General features: G+C 70.1%; 25 protein-coding genes. 16 read left to right on the top strand and 9 right to left on the bottom strand.

Annotated features, from left to right (window positions below; genetic code table 11):
• The first annotated feature begins 179 nt into the window (after nucleotides 1–179).
• The 7 genes from ACFOY2_RS29470 (at nucleotide 180) to ACFOY2_RS29440 (ending at nucleotide 5,484) form a co-directional block, all read left to right on the top strand.
• A complete protein-coding gene (locus tag ACFOY2_RS29470; protein ID WP_379531349.1) occupies nucleotides 180–1,343 on the top strand; it encodes a DUF418 domain-containing protein in 1,164 nt (387 codons plus the stop codon).
• 98 nt (nucleotides 1,344–1,441) lie between these two features.
• Nucleotides 1,442–1,615: a hypothetical protein gene (locus tag ACFOY2_RS29465; RefSeq protein ID WP_379531348.1), complete on the top strand. Its 174-nt coding sequence runs from the start codon at nucleotides 1,442–1,444 to the stop codon at nucleotides 1,613–1,615.
• 49 nt (nucleotides 1,616–1,664) lie between these two features.
• Nucleotides 1,665–2,252: an Rv1733c family protein gene (locus tag ACFOY2_RS29460; RefSeq protein ID WP_379531347.1), complete on the top strand. Its 588-nt coding sequence runs from the start codon at nucleotides 1,665–1,667 to the stop codon at nucleotides 2,250–2,252.
• Nucleotides 2,253–2,301: 49 nt separating this feature from the next.
• Entirely contained in the window at nucleotides 2,302–2,859 is a 558-nt protein-coding gene (locus tag ACFOY2_RS29455) for a hypothetical protein (RefSeq protein ID WP_379531346.1), read from the top strand.
• Between the two features lie 80 nt (nucleotides 2,860–2,939).
• Nucleotides 2,940–3,989, top strand: a complete 1,050-nt coding sequence (locus tag ACFOY2_RS29450; protein WP_379531345.1) for an ABC transporter substrate-binding protein — start codon at nucleotides 2,940–2,942, stop codon at nucleotides 3,987–3,989.
• Nucleotides 3,989–4,813, top strand: a complete 825-nt coding sequence (locus ACFOY2_RS29445) for an ABC transporter permease (RefSeq protein ID WP_379531344.1) — start codon at nucleotides 3,989–3,991, stop codon at nucleotides 4,811–4,813. Before ACFOY2_RS29450 ends, ACFOY2_RS29445 begins: the two co-directional genes overlap by 1 nt.
• Nucleotides 4,789–5,484, top strand: coding sequence for an ABC transporter ATP-binding protein (locus tag ACFOY2_RS29440; RefSeq protein WP_379531343.1), 696 nt, complete (start codon nucleotides 4,789–4,791; stop codon nucleotides 5,482–5,484). The genes ACFOY2_RS29445 and ACFOY2_RS29440 overlap by 25 nt, the downstream gene beginning before the upstream one ends.
• On the opposite strand, the gene ACFOY2_RS29435 is transcribed toward ACFOY2_RS29440, so the two are convergent.
• The 4 genes from ACFOY2_RS29435 to ACFOY2_RS29420 all read right to left on the bottom strand — a co-directional run bounded on the left by ACFOY2_RS29435 (nucleotide 5,475) and on the right by ACFOY2_RS29420 (nucleotide 9,094).
• Complete coding sequence (locus ACFOY2_RS29435) at nucleotides 5,475–6,578, bottom strand: glycosyltransferase family 4 protein (protein ID WP_379531342.1); 1,104 nt, start codon at nucleotides 6,576–6,578, stop codon at nucleotides 5,475–5,477. The genes ACFOY2_RS29440 and ACFOY2_RS29435 overlap by 10 nt on opposite strands.
• 68 nt (nucleotides 6,579–6,646) lie before the next feature.
• Nucleotides 6,647–7,225: a GDSL-type esterase/lipase family protein gene (locus ACFOY2_RS29430; RefSeq protein ID WP_379531341.1), complete on the bottom strand. Its 579-nt coding sequence runs from the start codon at nucleotides 7,223–7,225 to the stop codon at nucleotides 6,647–6,649.
• Nucleotides 7,222–8,319: a glycosyltransferase gene (locus ACFOY2_RS29425; protein ID WP_379531340.1), complete on the bottom strand. Its 1,098-nt coding sequence runs from the start codon at nucleotides 8,317–8,319 to the stop codon at nucleotides 7,222–7,224. Before ACFOY2_RS29425 ends, ACFOY2_RS29430 begins: the two co-directional genes overlap by 4 nt.
• Before the next feature lie 85 nt (nucleotides 8,320–8,404).
• Nucleotides 8,405–9,094: a TetR/AcrR family transcriptional regulator gene (locus ACFOY2_RS29420; RefSeq protein WP_379531339.1), complete on the bottom strand. Its 690-nt coding sequence runs from the start codon at nucleotides 9,092–9,094 to the stop codon at nucleotides 8,405–8,407.
• Between the two features lie 84 nt (nucleotides 9,095–9,178).
• On the opposite strand from ACFOY2_RS29420, the gene ACFOY2_RS29415 reads away from it, so the two are divergent.
• The 6 genes from ACFOY2_RS29415 to ACFOY2_RS29390 all read left to right on the top strand — a co-directional run bounded on the left by ACFOY2_RS29415 (nucleotide 9,179) and on the right by ACFOY2_RS29390 (nucleotide 15,385).
• The gene (locus ACFOY2_RS29415; protein ID WP_379531338.1) at nucleotides 9,179–9,376 is read left to right on the top strand and encodes a hypothetical protein; all 198 of its coding nucleotides are present in this window, start codon (nucleotides 9,179–9,181) and stop codon (nucleotides 9,374–9,376) included.
• A gap of 327 nt (nucleotides 9,377–9,703) precedes the next feature.
• Nucleotides 9,704–12,442: a tetratricopeptide repeat protein gene (locus tag ACFOY2_RS29410; protein WP_379531337.1), complete on the top strand. Its 2,739-nt coding sequence runs from the start codon at nucleotides 9,704–9,706 to the stop codon at nucleotides 12,440–12,442.
• 293 nt (nucleotides 12,443–12,735) lie between these two features.
• Entirely contained in the window at nucleotides 12,736–13,242 is a 507-nt protein-coding gene (locus ACFOY2_RS29405) for a SigE family RNA polymerase sigma factor (RefSeq protein ID WP_379531336.1), read from the top strand.
• Nucleotides 13,239–14,357 carry a hypothetical protein gene (locus ACFOY2_RS29400; RefSeq protein ID WP_379531335.1) on the top strand — a complete coding sequence of 373 codons (1,119 nt, stop codon included), beginning with the start codon at nucleotides 13,239–13,241 and terminating at the stop codon, nucleotides 14,355–14,357. The genes ACFOY2_RS29405 and ACFOY2_RS29400 overlap by 4 nt, the downstream gene beginning before the upstream one ends.
• Before the next feature lie 25 nt (nucleotides 14,358–14,382).
• On the top strand, nucleotides 14,383–14,817 hold the full coding sequence (locus tag ACFOY2_RS29395; RefSeq protein WP_379531334.1) for a MarR family winged helix-turn-helix transcriptional regulator: 435 nt from the start codon (nucleotides 14,383–14,385) through the stop codon (nucleotides 14,815–14,817).
• Nucleotides 14,818–14,896: 79 nt separating this feature from the next.
• Nucleotides 14,897–15,385: a hypothetical protein gene (locus ACFOY2_RS29390; protein WP_379531333.1), complete on the top strand. Its 489-nt coding sequence runs from the start codon at nucleotides 14,897–14,899 to the stop codon at nucleotides 15,383–15,385.
• Nucleotides 15,386–15,391: 6 nt separating this feature from the next.
• Here the strand turns inward: ACFOY2_RS29390 and ACFOY2_RS29385 are convergent, their stop codons facing one another.
• A complete protein-coding gene (locus tag ACFOY2_RS29385) occupies nucleotides 15,392–15,928 on the bottom strand; it encodes a carboxymuconolactone decarboxylase family protein (RefSeq protein ID WP_379531332.1) in 537 nt (178 codons plus the stop codon).
• Nucleotides 15,929–16,049: 121 nt separating this feature from the next.
• Here ACFOY2_RS29385 and ACFOY2_RS29380 point away from each other — a divergent pair, with 121 nt between their 5' ends.
• Complete coding sequence (locus tag ACFOY2_RS29380) at nucleotides 16,050–16,241, top strand: hypothetical protein (protein ID WP_379531331.1); 192 nt, start codon at nucleotides 16,050–16,052, stop codon at nucleotides 16,239–16,241.
• Here the strand turns inward: ACFOY2_RS29380 and ACFOY2_RS29375 are convergent.
• A complete protein-coding gene (locus ACFOY2_RS29375; protein WP_379531330.1) occupies nucleotides 16,228–17,007 on the bottom strand; it encodes a trypsin-like serine protease in 780 nt (259 codons plus the stop codon). The genes ACFOY2_RS29380 and ACFOY2_RS29375 overlap by 14 nt on opposite strands.
• Before the next feature lie 143 nt (nucleotides 17,008–17,150).
• The gene (locus ACFOY2_RS29370) at nucleotides 17,151–18,104 is read right to left on the bottom strand and encodes a phage baseplate protein (protein WP_379531329.1); all 954 of its coding nucleotides are present in this window, start codon (nucleotides 18,102–18,104) and stop codon (nucleotides 17,151–17,153) included.
• Between the two features lie 174 nt (nucleotides 18,105–18,278).
• On the opposite strand from ACFOY2_RS29370, the gene ACFOY2_RS29365 reads away from it, so the two are divergent.
• On the top strand, nucleotides 18,279–18,818 hold the full coding sequence (locus tag ACFOY2_RS29365; protein WP_379531328.1) for a DinB family protein: 540 nt from the start codon (nucleotides 18,279–18,281) through the stop codon (nucleotides 18,816–18,818).
• Here ACFOY2_RS29365 and ACFOY2_RS29360 read toward each other — a convergent pair.
• Nucleotides 18,784–19,266 (bottom strand): GNAT family N-acetyltransferase, encoded by a 483-nt coding sequence (locus ACFOY2_RS29360; RefSeq protein ID WP_379531327.1) that lies wholly within the window; start codon nucleotides 19,264–19,266, stop codon nucleotides 18,784–18,786. The genes ACFOY2_RS29365 and ACFOY2_RS29360 overlap by 35 nt on opposite strands.
• A gap of 358 nt (nucleotides 19,267–19,624) precedes the next feature.
• On the opposite strand from ACFOY2_RS29360, the gene ACFOY2_RS29355 reads away from it, so the two are divergent.
• Nucleotides 19,625–20,659, top strand: coding sequence for a trypsin-like serine peptidase (locus ACFOY2_RS29355; protein ID WP_379531326.1), 1,035 nt, complete (start codon nucleotides 19,625–19,627; stop codon nucleotides 20,657–20,659).
• A 9-nt stretch (nucleotides 20,660–20,668) separates the two neighbouring features.
• Here ACFOY2_RS29355 and ACFOY2_RS29350 read toward each other — a convergent pair whose 3' ends face one another.
• Complete coding sequence (locus tag ACFOY2_RS29350) at nucleotides 20,669–20,854, bottom strand: hypothetical protein (protein WP_379531325.1); 186 nt, start codon at nucleotides 20,852–20,854, stop codon at nucleotides 20,669–20,671.
• Between the last annotated feature and the right edge of the window lie 428 nt (nucleotides 20,855–21,282).

Below are 21,282 nucleotides of genomic sequence, written 5' to 3'. Positions count from 1 at the left end.
TGCACTCCATTGTGGGGTAGTTAGGTCACTTGTGCCCCACTGACCCCAATAAAAGGCGACTGTGTGTTATCAGGCGAGTAGCGAGAGTTCGGTCTCCAGCGGGATGCCGCCTTTGGTCGGGCCAGGCCCAGACCAAGGTTCGATGCCGGGGCGTGCACGCCGCTCATAGCGTCGAACGCATGGTGGAAAGACGTGCGGTGGACATCGGCTCGCTCCCGGCCGGCCGCGTCCACGAGATCGATGTGGTGCGCGGGTTCGCGCTGGCGGGCATCCTGGTCGCGAACATCGGCTTCTTCGCCGATCCCGGCCAGGCCCTGGAGGGCGGCCTGCCCATGCCGGACGACCCGGTGACCAGGGCCGTCATCGCCTTCGTCCTGACCAAGTTCTACGTGATCTTCTCGTTCCTGTTCGGGTACTCCTTCACGCTGCAGATGCGGGCCGCGGAACGCGCGGGGGCGAGCGTCACGGCGCGCACCCTGCGCAGGTGCCTGGGGCTACTGGTGATCGGCGTGCTGCACGGGATCCTGCTGTGGATCGGCGACATCCTCACCCTGTACGCGGTGCTCGGCCTGATCCTGCTGGCACTGCGGAACATCAGGCCGAAGACCGCCGTGATCATCGGCTCGGTCATCGTCGGCGTGCTGACCCTGCTGATGGCGCTGCTGGCCTGGCTGACCACGCTGGACCCCGCCGCCGCGCAGCCCCCCGTCCAGGACGCCGCCGCGGCGGCCAGGGCGCTGGCCATGGCCACCGGCGGCCCCGGTGACTTCCTGCGGCTGCAGTTCGAGCTCTATCCGTCGCTCGTGGGGATGATCTGGCTCTTCCAGGGTCCGATGGCGCTGGCCCTGTTCCTGTTCGGGCTGGCGGCGGGCAAGTCCAGGCTGCTGGAGGAGCCCGAGCGCTGGTCCCACCTGCTGCCGAGGATCCAGTGGCTGGGGTTCGGGCTCGGCGTCCCCGGCGGCATCCTGTACGCCTGGACCGCCGACGCGGCGGGCACGGCCGAGCTCGTGGGCCTCGCCGTGAGCACCGTCACCTCGCTCCTGCTGGCCGCCGCCTACGTGGCGACCCTGCTCAGGCTGGTCAGGCGTGTCCCGGCCGTCGGCCGCGCGCTGGCTCCTGCGGGCCGGGTGGCGGCCTCGAACTATGTGGGTCAGTCCGTCCTGGCTTGTCTGGTCTTCACCGGTTACGGCCTGGCGCTGGCGGGCACGTTGTCGCCGATCGCCGTGATGGGCGTGGCCCTCGTGATCTACATGGTCCTGCTGTGGCTGAGCGCGCGCTGGCTGCGTCACCACCGTTACGGCCCCGTGGAGTACGTCCTGCGCCGCCTCACGAACTGGGGCTGACCGCACGCGCCGGGCGCAGCGCGCGGTGCGATTCATGACAAGAGGCCCTTCCTCGTGATACGCCCGGAGAAGCACGGCAATCCCGCGGAAAGGAAGTCATGAACCAGGAGAAGAATCCCGGCGGCATGGGTCTGGGCATCGCCATCGGGATGGGGATGGGCCTCGTCCTCGGGTTGGTCTTGGACAACCTGGTGCTCGGCCTCGGGATGGGCGTGGCCCTCGGCATCGCCATGGCCGCCGCGTACAGCGCCAGGAAGAAGGACGGATCCTGAGACTTTCCGCTCCGCCGGGGTAGGACGTGATGGCGCAGGGAGGTGCGCTATGAAGCCCGCAGTCGGTTCGATCGCCCGGTACACGCGCAGGTACCGGCTGGACGGCAACCCGTTGCGCCGTCGTGCCGATCGGCTGGAGACATGGGCCCTGATGGGAGCCGTGCTCCTGGTCCTGATCGGCATCTGGCCGGCGATCCTCGCCGGACGCCTGGCCTATGACAGTGCGCTCGCCGACAGCCGTGTCGGGCCGGGCGCGCGGCAGCAGGTGGCGGCGACGCTGCTGGCGGACGTGCCGAGGGCCCAGGTGACGTTCGGGACGGTCGCCGTCCGTCCGCCGCAGGTGATGGCCCGCTGGACGGCGCCCGACGGCCGGACGCACGTCGGGTACGTGCCCGCGCCCCAACTGGCCGGGGCGGGCACCGCGATCCCGCTCTGGGTCGGCCCGGACGGCCTGCCCGCCACCGCGCCCGTGTCGCCGGCGATGGCCGGGTTCAGGGGTGCCGGCGTGGGGCTGGTCATGGCGATGACCGCGGCGTCGCTGGCGCTCACGGCGTTCCTGGTCGTTCGGTGGCTGCTCGACCGCCGCCGCGACCGCGACTGGGACGTGGCCTGGGAACGGGCGACGCCCGCGCGTTGAGGCGGTGCCGGGAAGCTGGGCCGGGGTGGTCGGTGGCAGGGTGATGCCCATGAGGTTCGGGATCCGGCAGTTCGAGCTGACCTTGATGCATCGCATGCGCGACCTCAACGCGGCGAAGGTCGAGGACGCGCTCACGGAGATGGGCGTGTCACGGGCGCAGTTGCGGGCCGCGCACACCCAGTGGACGCGGATGGCGCACTCCCCTCGGGGGCCGAAGGGGCTGGCGGGGATGCGGCGGGTGCTCGGGCCGCCGTCGTATGAGGGGGTGCGCCCGGCGGGCAGCCTGATCTGCGAGGTCGCCAGGTGGCGGCTGCCGTCGTGGCCGGAGTTGGAGTTCGAGGTGCTGGCGGGCCCCGGCGGCGAGGTGTGGAACCAGTGGTTCGTGCGGCCGGGCGACGGTGAGGGGGTCGTGCTGGGGTTCGAGGAGCTCGTGCCCTGGCGGTGCGTGGTGGCCGACGTGGGGGCCAGCTTCGCCGGGGCCGTTCAGGGGGAGGGCGGGGCGCCGCAGCACTGGGTGGCGGAGTTCGTCCATGAAGGCAGGAAGTATCGGGCGCGGTTCGTGTACGGCCTCTACCAGCGTTTGGATAAAAACCTAGAAAACCTGTAGGGAATGTTGATTTCTCTGCCCTGGCATGCCTATCGTGGGTGCGGGCTTCATCCCGCCGCACGTCGAAGGGCCTTTTCCGCATGCCTTCCTCCCCCTTGCCACGATCGCTGCTCGCCGTCCTCCTGATGGCCGCGCTGACCGCGTGCGCCCCCCAGGGCGGTGAGCGGGCCGCGGCGGCGCTCGCACCGGACGCGCCGCTGCCGACCTCCGTCCCCAAGGGCACCAAGCTGATCGTCGGAGACCCCTCCACCAAGGTGGCGCTCCAGCTCTCCGGCGAGATCGACAAGTTCTCGTTCGACATCGAGTGGGCCAACCTCAGCGGCGGGCCCCAGACGAGCGAGGCGTTCAGAGCCGACGCGCTGGACGTGGGGGCGGTCGCGGAGATCCCGGCCATCCACGCGACCTGGACCGGCCTGCCCGTGAAGATCGTCGCCTCCAAGTTCCGCAAGGACGCGCTCGACCACCCGACGTACGAGCTCGGCATCGCCCCCGGCACGCACGTCAAGACCCTCGCCGACCTGCGCGGCAAGCGGATCGCCTACAGCCCGGGGCAGGCCCAGGGCGCGCTGGTGCTCAAGGTGCTCAAACAGGCCGGCCTCACGAAGGACGACGTCACCCTGGTCGAGCTGCCGAGCACCGGCGACGTCTATCCCAACGCGCTGGCCTCCGAACAGGTGGACGTGGCCCCGATCGGCGGCGTCAACATCAAGCGCTACACCACCAAGTTCGGCAAGGACGGCGCCACCACGATCCGCCACGGCCTGCGGGACGATCCGGCCCACCTGTACGTGCGCACGGCCACGCTGGAGGACCCCGCCAAGGCCGCCGCGATCCGCGAGTACGTCGCGGCCTGGGCCCGCGCCTCCGTCTGGGCCTACGAGCACCCGAAGGAGTGGATCGACGGCTACTACGTCAAGGACCAGGGGCTCAGCGCCGCCGACGGCCAGTACCTGGTGGACCTGGCGGGCGAGCCCGACCTGCCCGCCGACTGGTCGGAGGCCATCGCCAGGCACCAGGAGACCATCGACATCCTGGCCAAGGAGACAGGAAACGAGGCGCTCAAGGCCGAGGACCTGTACGACCTGCGCTTCCAGACCGTCGGCGCCGACGCGAGCAAGGGCGGTGTGTGATGACCCTCGTCACCCCCCGCCCCGCGACGGCCGCGGAACCACGCAAGCGCCGCCGCCTGCGACCTGGACGGCCGATCAGGTTCGGGTTCCTGATGGGGCCGCTGCTGTTACTCGCGGCCTGGGCGGCGGCCTCCGCCACGGGCTGGCTCGACCCCAGGTTCCTGTCCGCGCCGTGGACCGTGGTCACCACCGCCCACGAGCTGATCGAGAACGGCCGCCTGCAGACCAACCTGCTGACCTCCGTCCAGCGGGTGGCGCTGGGCCTGGCCATCGGCGTGCCCCTCGGCGCCGCCCTCGCCCTGGCCTCGGGGCTCAGCCGGTGGGGCGAGGCCGTGATCGACGGGCCGATCCAGATCAAGAGGGCCATCCCGTCCCTGGCGCTGATGCCGCTGCTCGTCCTGTGGCTGGGCATCGGCGAGGTGATGAAGGTGACCGTGATCGCCGTCGGCGTGCTGGTGCCCATCTACATCCACACGCACAACGGGCTGCGCAGCATCGACAGCCGCTACGTCGAACTGGCCGAGACGGTCGACCTGCGGCGCGGCGCGTTCATCAGGAAGGTGGTCCTGCCGGGGGCGCTGCCCGGGTTCCTGCTCGGCATGCGGTTCGCGGTCACCACCGCCTGGTTGTTCCTGGTGGTGGCCGAGCTGATCAACTCCACCAGCGGCATCGGCTACATGATGGACCTGGCGCGTACGTACGGGCAGACCGACGTCATCCTCGTCGGCATCGTCCTGTACGGCCTGCTCGGACTCTTCTCCGACGCCGGAGTGCGGCTCATCGAAAGGAGAGCGTTGTCATGGCGACGGACGTTGGCGAGCTGATCAGGGTCAAGGGCCTCACCCGCCGGTACGGGGGCCGCATCGTGCTCGACGAGCTGGACCTGGAGATCGCCCCCGGCGAGTTCGTGGCGCTGCTCGGGCAGAGCGGGTCGGGCAAGAGCACGCTGTTGCGGGCCTTGGCCGGGCTCGACGCGGACGTGGCGGGCGACGGGCTGGTCGAGGTGCCCGCCCAGGTGTCGGTGGTCTTCCAGGACGCCAGGCTGCTGCCGTGGCAGCGGGTGCTCGACAACGTCGTGCTCGGCCTGGACGGGGCGCACGCCAGGGGCCGCGAAAGCCTGGCGGAGGTCGGCCTGGCGGGACGCGAGCGCGCCTGGCCCAACGAACTGTCCGGCGGCGAGCAGCAGCGCGTCGCGCTGGCCCGATCCCTCGTACGCGAGCCGCGCCTGCTGCTCGCCGACGAACCGTTCGGCGCCCTCGACGCCCTGACCAGGCTCAAGATGCACGGCCTGCTGCGGCGGCTGTTCGAGGAGCACCGCCCCGCCGTGCTGCTCGTCACCCACGACGTGGACGAGGCGATCGCGCTGGCCGACCGCGTGCTCGTGCTCGACCACGGCAGGATCGCGGCCGAACAGCGGCTCGACACGGTCAGGAGCGCCGGCGAGATCCGGGCAGAACTGTTGTGGGCGCTCGGCGTGACAAAAGATCACACGTGAACCGGTTCGCCCGCCGCCAGGACGTCGCGGTAGTGGCCGATCAGGTCCTCGCACACCGTGGCCCAGGCGCGCTCGCGTACCGACGGCCTGGTCTGATCCGCCAGGCGCTCCCTGAGCAGGCTGTCGGAGGCGAGGGCGGAGACCGCGGCCCGCATCGGCGCGGGCTCGCCCGGCGCATAAAGCAGGCCGTTGACGCCGGGGTCGACCAGGTCGAGCGGCCCGCCCGCCGCCGGTGCCACCACGGGGACGCCCGACGCGAGCGCCTCCTGCACGGCCTGGCAGAACGTCTCGTTGGCCCCCGTGTGCACGAACACGTCGAAGGTGGCCAGGATGCGCGCCAGGTCGGTCCCGGTGCGCAGGCCGAAGAACTCCGCGTCCGGCAGCAGGCGGCGCAGCCGGCCCTCGACGGGCCCCGTGCCGACGACGGCCAGCCGGACGCCCGGCAGGTCGGCCAGCGCCCGGAGCAGGTGGGGCTGTTTCTCCGTGGCCAGGCGGCCCGCGTAGCCGACGACGATCTCCCCGTTCGGGGCCAGTCGCCTGTGCAGCGACGGCGAGCGACGGTCAGGGTGGAACAGATCGAGATCGACCCCGCGCCCCCACAGCGACAGCCGGGGGATGCGGTGGGCGCTCAGTTCCCGCAGGGTCGCCGTGGACGGCGCCAGCGTGCGGGCGGAGGCCCGGTGGACGCGGCGCAGCCACCACCAGATGAACGCGTCCGCGCCCCGCAGCCCGTACCTTCGGGCGAACCCCGCCAGATCGGTCTGGAACACCGCGACCGCCGGAGCGTCGAGCCGCCGGGCGGCCAGGCTCAGCACGGCGGGTGAGGCGAGGTGGACGACGTCGGGCTTGAACTCCCGCAGCACGCGGGTGGCCTGCCTGCCGGGCACGCCGACGGAGAAGGAACGGTAGAAGGGCATGCTGAGGCTGCGGACCCGGTGGACGGGGAAGCCCGCGTACGACGGGGGAGCCGGGGCCGGGGCGACGACGACGGCCTCGTGCCCGGTGGCGGCGAGATGGTCAAGGATGCGGCATACCGAGTTCGTGACCCCGTTCACCTGGGGCAGGAACGACTCCGCCACGATTGCGACCCTCATGTCCTCGTTCATCCCTGCGGTGTGCGACGCCCAGCTCACGAGCAGTCGCATGGACGGCGAATTCCACATCAACGGGGCCCTGCCAGACCTCCCTGGCTACGAGCCAGGCGAACGCCGGCAGGAAGTCCCAGCACCTCCGCGCCAGCCAGGCCGTGCCCGCGGTGGCCAGCCAGAGCGCGCTCGCCCACCGGCTGGGCACCGCCCCGGTCGGTTCCGGGCCGGCCCGCCAGCCCGGTCACGATCGTGTTGATCGTGCGGACGCGGCGGGCCAGCGGGCGGCGCAGCAGCTCGGGGATCCGCAACATCAGGCCGGGGTCCGGGAGGGTCGCGGTGAGCACCCTCGCCCGCGTCGCGGTCAGGCGGGCCAGCACGACGTCGAGGTCGGCGGCGATCCCGACGGGGTCGAAGTCGCCGCGCAGGGTGTCGTTCACGCCGACGAGCAACGTCACGAACGACGGGCGCAGCGCGACGGCCCGGGGCACCTGGTCGCGGAGCACGTCGGCGACGCGGGCGCCGTTGACGGCGAGGTTGGCCAGGTCGGCGGGGGCCAGCGCCTCGGCCAGCAGAGCTGCCCAGCCGCGTCCCGCCACCGAATCGCCGACGCCCACGGTGACCGAGTCGCCCAAGGCGGCGATCCTGGCCCTCATTTCGGGCCCGCCGTGCGGTGCACGTGCAGGAATCCCTCGACCGCCGCGGGCCAGCCGTACCGCTCGGCCCTGGCGCGGGCGACCCGGCGGCGCGGCGGGCCCGACAGCAGCAGCTCGATCGCGTCGGCGTACGCGGCGGGGTCGTCGTCCACGGCCATCCCCGCAGGGCCGACGACCTCGGGCAGGGCGCTGTCGCGGCAGGCCACGACGGGGGTGCCGCTGGCGAGCGCCTCCAGCGCGGCCAGGCCGAAGGTCTCCACGGGGCCGGGGGCCAGGGCCACGTCCGCAGTGGCGAGCAGGCGGGCCAGCCGGTCCCGGTCGGCGACGTGGCCGAGGAAGAGCACCGGCAGGCCCACCGCCTGGCGTGCCAGCCGTTGACGCAGCGGCCCGTCGCCCGCCACGGCGAGCACCGCGGGGACGCCCCTGCGGCGCAGCTCAGCCAGGGCGCCGATCGAGCGGTCCGGCCGTTTCTCCGGCGAGAGCCTGCCGCAGTGCACCAGCAGCGGCTCGCCCGGGCTGACCAGGCGCTCCCGCAGGTGCGCGTCGTGCCGGTCCGGGCCGAACGCCTCCAGGTCCACGCCGAGCGGGACGCGGACCAGGTTCGGCACGCCGAGCCTGCTGAACTCGGCCGCCGCCCATTCCGTCGTGCACACCACGGTGTCGAACTGGGCGGCGGTGGAGCGGTTGAGCGCGTCGGCGAGCCGGTTCGCCGGGCCGTACAGGCGCAGCAGCGCCGACAGGCTTTCGTGGGAGACCATGACCGACGGGATGCCGCCGGCCCGCGCCCATGCCCCCGTCCAGCGAAGGGTGGTGCGGTCCGACACCTCCAGCCGGTCGGGCCGCAGCTCGCCCAGCAGCCGGCGCAGCGGTTGCCGGGCGGCGATGACGCGGTAGCCGCCGAGCCCGGGGACGACGGGGCCGGGCACGGTGATGACCCGTCCGGCCGGGGTGTCCTGGTCGTCGGCCGTGCTGCCGGGGATGACGAGGACGGGCTCGTGGCCGGAGGCCGCGTATCCGGCGCCGAGCTCGTTCATGGCGGTACGGAGTCCGCCCGACGTGCGGGTGACAAAGTTCGCTAACCGGACGATGCGCACATCCGGATGGTCGCCCCGCGCCCGTTACGGCGGGCTAATGCCGCATGAAGGAGTCGGGAACCCTGGCCGACAACGCTCAGCCGTGTTAGGGCAGCAGGGCCGCGATCCCCGCCGTCAGCATGGTGATCACCGACTCGAACAGCACGTCGGGTGACTCCGGCGCACCCGCGTCGGCCAGCCGCCGCAGGTGCGGCGTCTCGTCCCCCACCGGCGCCCCCGTCCAGGACGTCGTGTCGCCTGCAGCCGGCGGGTGGTCGTGCCAGGAGTCCCACACCTCGGCGAACCCGGCCACCTGCAGCACGGTGATCGTCCAGGCCCGGTAGGCGTCGCGCGGGCTCAGCCCGATGTCCAGGAAGAAGCCCACGAGCGCGTCGTCGGCCCGCAGCAGCCCGGGGGCGGCCAGGTGGGTGAGGTCCTCGGCACGGGCCAGGGCCAGCATGCCGGGATGCGCGCGGTACCAGGCGCGCAACTCCCTGCAGTAGCCGGCCAGGCTCTCGCGCCAGCGCTCCGGGTCGAGCCGGGGCTGCGGCCGGGCCGCCTGGCAGACGTCGATGACCTCGCGCAGCAGGTCGTCGCGGTCGGCGACGTAGTTGTACAGGGCGCGCGGCGAGACCTGGAGGTGGGCGGCGAGGTTGCGCATCGTCAGCTCGGCCGGGCCGAACGCGCCGAGGATGCGCAGGGCGGCGTGGGCGATGCGCTCCCTGGTCAGGGTGGGTCTGCCCTTGCGAGATTGGGGACGTCTGCGTCGCTGGACAGCCTGATCTCGCGTGGACACGGGGACCATGCTAGCTCTCTTGAATTTCACACATCGTTGACTTTAAGCTCTCGCGGGAAACGGCGACGAGAGAGCGAGAGCGACATGCGGTGGTCCCTGGTCTTCGGGTACGCGTCCGCCTACGGGCTGGCGATGAGCGTGCTGTTCAGCGCGGGGGTGCTGATCGGCGGGGCGTTGAGCAGGGACTTCCTGCTCGACGACTATCCACGGGCCATCCAGGAGCGCTACGGCAGGCCCAAGAGCGAGCGCGGACGGCGGGTGGCGACCTGGTTCGGGGCCTGAATACCGCGACCTGGCCTTCCACGTGGTCGCCGCCCTCAAGGGCAGCCCGTTGATCGCCGTGGTGGGCCTGGGTCGCGGGAGGAGCGGTCGCGGGGATCGAGGCCATCGCCTGAGCTGTTTGTCGGTTCGCCCTGCCAGGATGAACCGGTCAATCACTGAGACAGCAGGGAGGCATCGTCCGTGTACCTGACCCGGCGACAGAGGGAGCGCACCCGGACCCTGGCAGAAAGGGCCGGGCGAGTCGGATGGCGGCGCGCCGACCACGAAGGGCCAGGTGCGGAGTTCGTCCGGGATGACGGTGAGGGAGCGGCACGGTGCGCGTACCTGGTGGGTGAACCGGGTCTTCCCGCGCCGGAGATGCTCTGCCTGAACGTCTCCGTCGACGGCCGCGCCGTCGAACTCGCCGGGGTGGTGCCGGACGGGGACAAACTTCAGGACGAACACGGTCGCGAGGCGTTTGCCCGGCTTGTCGGCCTGCTGCTCGCCGGCCCCGAGATGATCGCCTCGGGGGCCGTCGGCCCCTGGCTGGACCGAGTCCGGCGCGAGACGCACATGTACGCCCGGGACGCGGACGGTGAGTGGCTCTCGCTGGGACGCGGGCCAGGGCGCACCCGGACCCCGGCGGAGGTTCCGGCGGCCACGCCTCTCCTGGCGGCGCTGGCCACGAACCCCGCACCGGTGGTGGCCGGGATCACGCCCTCGGCCGACGAGGCGCGGGCACGGGCACGAACGTGGGCCGAGGCGATGGGCCGAGGCGGCTGGCGGAACATGGCCGGTCGGGCAAAGGGCAACGAACTCGGGATCGAGGTGCTCGCGGAGGTCGCGTACAAGCACCCCGACGGGCCGCGCCAGCGGTGTGCCTATGTTCTGACCGGGGACCCGCGGGTGCCCGAGGCCCTGTGGTGGCGGTCCGACCAGTTGTACGACTGGCGGAAGTTCGACTTCCTGGTGGACCTGCGCGGGCTCGACGATCCGCGGCTGCCCGTGGACGCGCCGTCCGGAGACGCGTCCACGCGGGCGGCGAAGGCCGTGGACATCCTGGCGCGCACGGCGCCCAGCGCCGGGGACCGGGCCGGGGCGATGAGCGTTCTGCGTGCTCTGACCACCGTCGCCTCCGTGCACGAGCGCGGGTGGAACCTGCCGAATCGCGTCTCCGTCTTCGGCGACTTCGCGGGGAGGCCACGTCCCGCCGCGCGCGACCTCGACGAGGTCACGGCGGCGCTCCGCGACAGTCCCGAAGACGGCGAACTGTGGTTGGAGACCGGGTTCGCCGCGTACGGCGCGCACCTGCTCCATGTGGCGGACACCGCGTTCCGGCGGGCGACGGACCTCGGTGCGGGAGGCGGGACACCCCGGCTGTGGCGTGCGTGGCTGTCGATCCACCACGATCCGCACGGTGCGCTCCGGGAATGGGAGGTGTCCGCGACCGAAGGGGGAGTGACGGGCGCGGCCCGGCATATGCAGGCGTATGTCCACGACGTCCTGCTCCACGACCCGGACACGGCACTGGAGCACTACGCCCAGGCGACGGCGGACGACTCCGGGCGCGCGTACGTCTGGATCAAACGTGGGGAATTGCTGCTGCGTGAGAGCAGGTACGACGAAGCGGTCCAGGTCTTCACCGAGGCGCTGGAACGCCATGCGGACGGCCCGCTCTGGCACTGGCTGGGCTACACCCGGCTACTGATCGGTGAGACGGAGGCGGCAATGGACTGTCTGGAGCAGGCGGTACGCCTCCGGCCCGGGATGGTCAGGGAGATCGTCGACGACAAGGACCTCGCCCCCCTGAGTGACCATCCGCGCTTCCAGGCCCTGCCCGGGCTGGCCGAGGAGTACGAAGGCCCCTATCACCGTGCGGTTCGCGCGAACCTGCGTCCGGACGGCGCGAACGCCGCACCCCGCCTCGACCCCGTCGCGGTCGAGCGGCTGCGAGACACGTACTGCAACTACGAGCCGCGTCCCGTGGAACCGACGCGCTTGTGCCACTCCGTCACCGATCCCGCGCTCCGCGCGATCCTCACGGACGTCGGACTCCCCGGACGCATGGGCACCTTCATGGTCGACCACAAGATCGCCTACGGCGATGACCGAGCGCCGCGGCGGTATCGGGCGGACCAGATACGCGGTCGGGGTGGGATGCCCGATGGCTGGGGCGGGCTGCTGGAGCTCGGTACGTTCTACGAGCGTCCCTACGGCGACAACGACGAGGTGGCCGTCGACGGCGAGACCGGCGAAGTCTTCGTGACCCAATACGACCGAGGGCTGCGCTACCTCGCCCCCGACGTCGGGACCTTCCTCGCCGCTCTGTGCGAGGACGCCGGCGAGCGCGAGTTACGAATCGCCCCCGGCGGCCTGGGCCGGCTGGACAACATGTCCGGGATCCAGGACGGCCGACTCCACCTGGTGGTCGAGGGGCTCGACGGCGACGACCGCGAGCGGCTGCTCGGCTTCCTGACGCGGCACGGCACCCTGCTGCGCCGCCTCGTCCTGAAGCGTGGCCGGCTCACGAGCACCGAGTTCGACTTCTCCGACTTCGACTTCTCCGCTCGCTGCCCGAACCTGCACACACTGGACCTCACAGGCGCGACGGTCAACGAGTCCGTGTTCGCGCATCCCACCCTGGAGGAATTCACGCTGCGCGAGGGCTCCTACAAGGGCGTGCGCGACATCCGCATCGGCACCCTCGCCGACGCCGACGATCAGGACGGAGCCCTGCTCCGGCGGGTGTTCTTCGAGGACTGCGTGGTCGAGGCCGACACACTGCTGGTCGGGCCCTACGCGCGCCTTGAGGCCTTCACCAACGTGATCGACGAGGACTACGGCGGAGTCTTCCCCGAGCACCTGGAGTTCGCCGATTGCGAGGACCTCGGCGAGATCTACATCAACGCGGACGCGGCGTGCTGGGAGTTGACCCTGCGAGGCCACCTCCCGAAGTTGTACGAGATCAAACAGGACGCCACCCCGTACGGCCGGTTCACCAGCACCGTGGCGGACGCCTCCGCAAAAGACGAGGCCCGCTATCGGCGTCTGATCAAACGTGGGAAGGACTTCACCAAGCGCTGGTGAACCGGCCCGACCAGGTAACCGGCTGCCGCAGGGAAACCACCGTGAACCGGCGTCCGCCGATTCGGTCAGCATGAGCCGTACATCCGCCTGTATCGCTCCTGGTACAGGCCCTCGCCATCGCCGAGCATGGGCACACGGTGTAATCCCATCTCCCCGTACCGCTCGCGTCATTTGGGCACCAGCGCAGGGTGGTTTCAAAGTCGGATGGGTCACGCCTGGCCGCGATCAAGTGAGTTGGCACTGCAACCTTTTGCCCGGCGGGTGGCGTTGGGAACGGGCGAGAGGAGTTCACATTGGATCGTCACGACGGCTTCCGCGAGTTCGTGCTCGCCCGCCAGCAAGCGCTGATGCGGACCGCGTACCTGCTCGTGGGAGACGCCCACCTCGCCGAGGACCTGTTGCAGAGCGTCCTGACGAAGGTCGTGGGGCAGTGGCCGCGCCTGGCCAAGGGCGGCAACCCCGAGGCGTACACGCGCAAGGCCCTGGTCAACCAGTACATCTCGTGGCGGCGCCGGCCGGCTCCCGAGATGCCGAGCGCGAATCCGCCCGAGCACGGCGTCTCCTATGACGACGCCGCGCTCGACCGGATCGTGCTGCGCCAGGCGTTGGCCAGGCTGACGCGTAAGCAGCGGGCCGTGATCGTGCTGCGTTACTGGGAGGACCTCACCGAGGCGCAGACGGCCGAGGTGCTCGGCTGCTCGATCGGCAACGTCAAGAGCCAGACCCATCACGCGCTGGCCCGGCTTCGGGCGCTGGCACCCGAATTGATGGACTCGCACTTTCAGGAGGTGGCCGGATGACCAGGCTGCGTGAGGCGTTGAAGGACATCGCCGAGGAGGCGCCCCTGGTGCACCTGGCCGACGTGGCGGTCAAGGGGCATCGGCGACGGCGGCGGGCCACGGTGGCGCTCGCGGCCGTCTCGACGGTCGTGGTGCTGGGCGTGGCCACGGCGGGCGTGTCGGTGGTGACCGCGTCCCGTGACATGGTCAGGGACGCCGACGCGCTCGCCCCATCCGCGATGTCGGACACCGTGTCCGATCTTCCCGCAGGCGCGGTCGGGGTCCTCAGCCACGCTTACCAGACGAACTGCATCATCAAGAAAGAGGAGAGGAAGGCCGACTGCGGCAAAGTCGAATGGCGGGTGGTCACGCGCGAGGGGAAGACGTACCGGCTGGCCGAGGCGCTCGTCAGAACCAAGAAGAACCAGGGCACGCCGATTGCCCTCAGCCGGGACGGGCGCATGGTCGCCTACTACAGCCGCGAGGCGCAGACGTACGTGGTCCGCGACCTGGTGAGCGGCACCGAGGTGACCTCTCCCGTCAAACTGAAGGAGGAACGCTTCGGGCTGGCGGCGATGCTGGTGCTCTCCGATGACGGACGTCACCTCGTCTTCGACCCGAGCGAGGGCACCAAGGACCCCGGGCTGGTGATCGACATGAAGACCGGCGCGACGTTGTGGGTGCCCGGCGTGTACGAGCCGATCAGCGTCAAGGGCGGCGTCGTCGAACTGGTCCGGTACGTCAAGACCGACCTGCTGCTCATGCCGGTCACCGGCGGGGGCCAGCCGGTGAACTTCAAGGGGCCGTACATCTTCTTCAGCGAGCTCGCCCCAGACGGGCGGACGGTGGTCGCCGTCAAGTGGACGAGGGACAACAGGTTCGACGAGCTCTCCCTGCTGGACGTGAAATCCGGGCAGGTCAAACGGAAGGTGCCGATCAAGGGCCTGCCGAAAGGCGCGGGCTACTCCAGTACCGAGCTCTGGCGCAGCGCCTCCGAGATCGTGATCACCACGCTGGGCAAGGGAGGCCGCCGCGCCTACGCGATCGACGTCAACACCGGGCGCGCCCAGTTCGTGACCGACTACAAGGACGGCGGCAAGGGGAATCTGGTGCTGCCGGGAACCGCGAGTCAGTGACCCGCCCGTGGGGGAGACTGGGGCGGTGACATTCGACGACAGCCGCCCCGCTCCGCCCACGACCAGCACCTCCGTCATCGTGTTGACGCTGGCGCGCAAGGTCGAGAGTGAGCTGGGTGCCGCGCTGGCGCCGCTCGACCTCACCGTCGGCAGGCTCGGGCTGCTCGGGCACATCGCGGGCGTGCCGGGGGCCTCGTTCAGCGATCTGGCGCGGATGTCGGGGATCACCGTGCAGAGCGTGCATGCGGCGGTGAAGGCGCTGGCCGGAGCGGGGCTCGTCCGTGACAACACCGCCCGTGCCGGCTCCGCGTCGGCCATCGAGCTCACCCCCGAGGGTGTCCGTCTGCTGCGGGCCGCGCAGGACGTGCTGGCCGAGGTCGACGAGCGCATGTTCGGCGCGGCGGCGGATCCGATCCTGCGGCAGGTCGGGGCTTCCGTGCGCACGGCGTTCGGGGCCTGAGCCCCCGGCCTTCAGGGTGCCTGAAGCTTGCGGTAAGCTTCAGGCACCCTGAAGGTTGCTCGCGTGCCGGGAGGACGTCGTGGAAGGCCTGTTGTTGTCGGTGCATGTGCTCGCCGCCATCGTGTTCGTCGGAGGCTCGGCGGTCGCGACGAGTCTTTTCCCCCGGTACGCGCCCGTCGCCGTACCGGCCGGGACCGTACCGGCGGCACCGGTCGCCGCGCCGGTCGCGGCATCGGGTGAGCGCGACCGCGCCGTGGCCGTCGCGATGCACCGCATCACCGGCGGCTACAGCCTCTTCGGCCTCCTCGTCCCGGTCGTCGGCATCGCCCTGGCCATCGTCCAGGGCCGCATGGGCGAGATCTGGATCAACGTGTCCATGGTCCTCACCATCGCCGCGGGCGGGCTGCTGGGCCTGCAGATCTACCCGCGCCAGCGCGCCGCCCTCGCCGAGCCGGGCGGCCGCGACGCGCTGCGCACCCTGTCCATGCTGGCCGGCGTCTACAACCTGCTGTGGGCGATCGTCGTCGTGCTGATGATCGTACGTCCCGGCTCCGCCGAGGGAGCGTGAGATCGCCTAGTCGCGCAGGTAGCCGTGGGCGACGATGTGGGCGGCGCGATGGGCGTAGAGGGCGGGATCGTCGGGGGCGGTGGTGCCCAGGCCGTCCACGTAACGGTTGAACATGCAGAACGCGGCGGCGATCAGCACCGTGTCGTGGATCTCGGCGTCGGTGGCCCCGGCCTGCCTGGCCGCCGCGACGTCCTGCGGGGTGACGGCGCTTCCGCCGTCCCGCACGGCCGCCGCCACACGCAGCAGCGCCCGTAGTTTGCCGGAGACGGGCGCGGTGTCGGGGGCGGAGCAGGCGTCCGCGACGACCGATTCGCCTCCGGGGAGCTGGGCGGCGGCGAAGGCGCCGTGGGACATCGCGCAGAAGCGGCAGCCGTTGAGCGTGGAGACGTAGGAGGCGATGAGCTCGCGCTCGCCCCGCGACAGCGTGTTGTCGCCGCGCAGCAGGACCTCGGCCAGTTCGCTCAGTACCTTGCCGGTCTCGGGGCGGTAGCGCAACAGCCCGGTCATGCCCGGAGCGTCGTTGCCCAGCTCGATGTACGGCATCGCGTTCCTCTCAAAGGGGGTGGAGATCACCTCCTTGAGTACCCCGAGGGACGCGGCCGTGATCCGAAAGCGGGAACGCTCGTGACCCGCCCTTGGTGGCCGCGTCAGTACGCTCCCGACCGTGGCCGATGACAAGAGCCGAAGCAGGCGGCGTATCAGCATCGACGGGGCGGGCATCGAGAGGCGCAGGACGGCGGTTCAGACGCTCGTCGACCAGGCTCCGCCGCCGGCCGATCGCGTGGCGGCGCCGAGCCCCATCTTCCCCACGGGCAGCGCCGAGTCGCCCCACCCGTCCGCGATCAGGGAAGGGTGACGTGCTTGCCGAGGAACTTCCTGGCCGAGGCGGAGTCCAGGCGGTAGTCGTAGTTGGTCGACTTGCAGGCGTCGTCGGCGCCGCTGATCGAGGTGGCGACCAGGAGGTGCGAGGTGGGCCCGCCCAGGAAGTTGGGCCCGCCGGAGTCGCCGAAGCAGGTGCTGCCGTCGCCCTCGTTGCTCAGCGACAGGTCCAGCCACCGGCGTGACAGGCCCTTGAACGAGATCGTCGTCTGGTGGCGGATGTCGGTGTAGTGGTAGCCGCTGCGCTCGGGCCCCTTCTGCTTGGTGGGGTTGAGCGAGCCATACCCGACAGGGGTGAAACGTGAAGTCTGCAGGGTTTTGTCGGCCTTGAGGCGGTCGAGCAGGCCCGCGGGCGGAAGCTGGGCGGGCTTGATGCCCGGGACGGGCTTGTCGAAGACGACCACGGCCATGTCGTGGAGTTCGGCCTTCGGGTCGAACCGGGAGTCCTGGATGAAACGGCCGGTGTAGAGCGTTGAGCCGCGCTTGTAACGCTTGTCGAAGGTGACCCTGGCGGTCCCCTGGTCCGCCTCTCCGCAGTGGGCGGCCGTCAGGAATACCGTCGGCGAGATAAGGGTTCCGGTGCAATATGTCCAGGTGCGGTCGGGGTTCGGCTTGTCGTCGACCAGTGCCCCGACCTCCGGGTGAGCGTCACCGTCGGCGATGCCGTTGGTGATGGCCGCTGCGGGCGTGGTTATACACACGAGTGTCGTAGCGACAATCGGGACAAAAAGGGCATAACGCATCCCGAAAGTGTAGGTGTATGTGGGCTTAATATGGCGATTTGCCGGAAAAGATCTACTTTGGGGTTTTTGTTAATTATGGGGCAATTGTGGCGTCCCGCACCTGCGCGATCGGGACGGGACGCCTGATTCGGCCCACGTCCGCCTCAGATCAGCTCGCTCTTGTAGAAGATGCTGGCCAGGCGGGCCGTCCTGACACCCGAGGCCAGGCCGAGGCACAGGCGGGGCGCGCCGGAGACGATCTGGATGCCCATGCCTTCCGGCTCTCGATAGTCCAGGGACTTGCCGGCCTGGCTGCGCGCCCGCTGGACCTGCTCGCCTGTGCGCAGGTCAAGGCAGGTGATGTAGGTGTTGCCCGGCGGCGGGTTGTCGTCGCCGTACGCCGTGCCGGTGAGCATGTAGACGAAGTTTCCGTAGGCCGCGTACCCCTGGAAGGTGCCCAGACCCGACGGCTGGGCGATGTCGAACAGCGCCTTGGGTGAGCCCGCCTTGAGCTCCGCCAGCGAGTAGACCGCGTAGCGGAAACTGCTCCCGTCCGAGTACCGCATGGCCAGCCGGTTCGTGGAGGGGTCGATCGCGCACGTGGTGTTGTCCGCGTCCGCGATCGGCTTGTACTTGGTCAGCGCCGACGACGACGTGGTCAGCGTCTGGCCGTTGACGAACTTGAACCTGGCCAGCTTCGTGCCACGGGAGCTCTCGTCGTTGCTCACCCCGTCCGTCTCCGTCCACAGGTAGGCCGACGTCCCCGACGGCTCGACCCCGAACTGGACGCCGTGGCCGAAGCCCATCAGGTACATGTGGCCGAGGACCGTGCCGGTGAGGCTGAGCTTGGACAGGCACAGGTGGCCCGCCGCGTTGGAACCGGCGCCGTTCTTCACCTGCAGTGTGTAGATGTGGCCGTTCTGGTTGTCGAAGGCGATCGACTGCAGGACGGTCTCGTCCTGCAGGGCCTTCTTCCAGATCAGCGAGGTGGACGGGGCGGTCAGCTCGAACCGGCCCTCCGCGGCGGCCGCGGGCTGGGCCGCCAGCGCTGCGGTCGCGGCGACACCGGCGCCGAGCTTGAGGAGCCCTCTGCGGGAAACGCGTACGTGAGAGGTCATATCCCCTTGTTCGCCTCCTTGGCGGGCATGTGATGAGAAGAGTTTCGGGCAGCCGTACGTGACACGTCAGCATTTTCGGCTGTCATGAAGCTGCCCTGGCATCATGCTGCGCGGGTTTGCGCTCCGCCGTAAGGCGGAGCAGAGGTCACCCGGTGGACCCTAGACTGACCGCTCGTGACCGAACTGGACGAGCACGGCCGCCCCGAACCCCCACTCGCGGGTGACGAAACGGCGACCCTCCTGGGCTTCCTCGACTACCAGCGCGCGACCCTGGCCTGGAAGTGCGCGGGCCTGGACGCCTCCGGCCTGAAGACCACCGCCGGCGTCTCGCCGATGACCTTGGGCGGGATGCTCAAGCATCTGGCGTACGTCGAGGAGCACTGGTTCTCACGGCGTCTGCACGACCACGACCTTCAGCCCCCATGGGACACGGTGGACTGGGACGCCGACCCCGACTGGGACTGGCACTCCGCCGCCGAGGACTCGCCCGATGAGCTCCGCGCGTTCTGGCAGGACACCGTGGCCCGCTCCCGCGCCCTGGTCGCGCTGGCGCTCACCGAGGGCGGGCTGGAGCAGCCGGCCAAGCGCGCCTGGCCCGACGGTCGCGCGCCGAGCCTGCGCTGGATCGTCGTCCACATGATCGAGGAGTACGCGCGGCACAACGGCCACGCCGACCTGCTCAGGGAGTCGGTGGACGGGCAGACGGGCGAGTGAGGCTCTGACCCGCAGGCGGGCTCACGTAGTGGTGCAGCAGAGCCGGCTCGCCGGCGGCGTTGCGCCACGTGGCGCGGGTGCTGGCGACCCTGCGCCAGCCCCTGCGTTCGTAGAACACGATCGCGGCCCGCCCCTCGGACGAGACCTCCAGTTTGAGCGGGCCGTCCGCGGCGGCACGGACGGTGTCGAGCAGTCGGGCGGCCAGGCCGCGACCGCGGGCCGCCGGGCTGACGAACAGGCGGGTGACCTCCAGGTCCCCGGTGAGTGCCACATGGCCGAGCACGGAGCCCCCTTCGACCGCCACCCAGGCCAGGACGAGACCCTTTGGCGTCAGCCACCCGGCGGGGTCGTCCGGCCAGTCCACCGGGTACCGGTCGGCGGCCTGGACCTGGGCGAGGGCGGCCACGCAGGCGTCCATGTCCTGCGGGGATCTGGGGCGAATGTCCATGCGCGCCAGGGTACGGGCACCGGCGCCGACCCGGACGCGCGGCGGCCCATGGCCTCCCGGCTTGCGCGTCCGTCCTGAGTCATGCGATGTCATGATTTTTGGGTTTATGGCGGCGAAAATCCATATTCTGGTTCGCCGAACGAATAACCCGATCAAAACGTCCGAATTCGGCAGGACGTACATCGAATACGGAACTCTGTCCTGACTGTCATTTCCTATCATCCCGCTTTCCGTTCGCGAAAATCTGCCGCCGTACTCTTCCCATTCGCCCCCGCCATCCTCAAGATGAAAAAGTTCGCCAGAACCGCCTTCACCAGGAAGGAAGATCATGAGCACACGCTCAAGGCATGCCGCAATCGTGTTAGTCACGTTGCTGGCCGTCTCGGGGATGAGCGCGGCCCTCTCCACGCAGGCATCCGCGGCGGAGAAGAAGCCGTCCGCCTCGGCGACGGGGGTGGTGAACTCCGCCAGTACGAAGAGCCTCCTCGACTTCTGGACAGACGAGCGCATGCGCGCGGCCACGCCGGAACCGCTGCCCGCGCTGCCGGCAGGGAAGCAGGCGCCGGAGCAGGTCGAGAACGTCCTGCCCGGCCTCGCGTCCGAGGGGAGCCTGCCGACCAGGAAGGTCAGCGGCCCGACCGGCCCGAAGGCCGGGTTGCTCGCCGGATCCCGCGCCGAGCGCTGGGGACGGCAGGGGAGCATGCCCGCCATCACGATCGGCAAGATCTACTACACCCGCAACAACGGCACGCCCGGCTACTGCAGCGGCAGTGTGATCAACGGCAGTAACAAGAACACGGTCTGGACCGCCGGCCACTGCATCCACGCCGGTGGCGGGGGCGCCGCCAACTGGTTCCGCGACTTCGTCTTCGTCCCCGACGCCGACAACGGCAGGGAGCCGTGGGGCCGCTGGACGTGGCGGTACGCCAACACCACCAACGGCTGGTTCAACGACCGCAACTGGAGCTACGACATCGCGGCCATCGCGTTCAACCCGCAGTCGCAGCGCGGCAACCTGCAGGACTGGGTGGGCTCGCAGGGCTACAAGTTCAACCAGGGCCAGGCATGGACCGGCATCAACGCCTTCGGCTTCCCGCAGGACGGCTTCAACCGGACCGACATGACCGGCAACGACCTGTGGTACTGCTTCGGCAACACCACCCGCGCCGGCGCGTTCGACGACCGCATGCACATGAACTGCGACATGTTCCACGGCTCAAGCGGCGGCCCCTGGCTGCAGGACCTCCAGTTGAGCCGAGGCTGGGGCTACATCATCGGCGCCAACAGCCACCGCGACGTCGACGGCAACCAGAACCCGGTCAACATCGTCTACAAGTCGCCCTACCACGGTGACGGAGCCATCAACGTCTACAACGACGTCTCCGTCCGCTGAGGTCTCGGCTCAGCCGGGGCTGGCCCGGCGCATACGTTCGGTGGTCCAGTAGGAGGCGACGTCCTCGGGGGAACGATCGTTGCTGATCCCCTGGGCCGCTTCGTCGGGACCGCTGACACGGATGATCACGATGACGGCCGCCACCACCACGAGCACGGTGGCGGCCGTTGCCATCGCGACGGCTCGTCGGCTCATGCCCCCATCGTACGGATATGGAGGCGGCCATAAAAGATTCTGGCCACCAACCCTTCCGGAAGAAATGCACGAGCAGGAGGGTCTGCGTGACGTCTACGGGCTCGATTCTTTTGGATTCGCCGAATTAAGGGTGCAGTGTGGGGACTTCGCTCGCATCATCACGGCGGCGGCAGGCTGCCGTTCGTACAGCGAATTCAAGACGCTATATCAGCGCGCGCACACGATCACCGCGCCGAGGTGACGCCGATCATCGAGTAAACCTCACGTGAGTAAGACGTTCATCCTGGCGACCGGTTCGCGTTGGTCAGTCCGTGCTCGGGTCGCCTTGCGTCTGGGCGGTGAGCAGGGCCTTGCGGGCGATGCGCTGGGCGGTCAGGGCGTCTTGGCGGGTTTGGGCTTCGGTGAGGGCGTCGATGTCGAGGAGGTTC

The sequence above is a fragment of the Nonomuraea purpurea genome, from assembly GCF_042650645.1.
GTDB lineage: Bacteria > Actinomycetota > Actinomycetes > Streptosporangiales > Streptosporangiaceae > Nonomuraea > Nonomuraea purpurea.
This window is presented reverse-complemented; position numbering and strand designations above follow the sequence as displayed.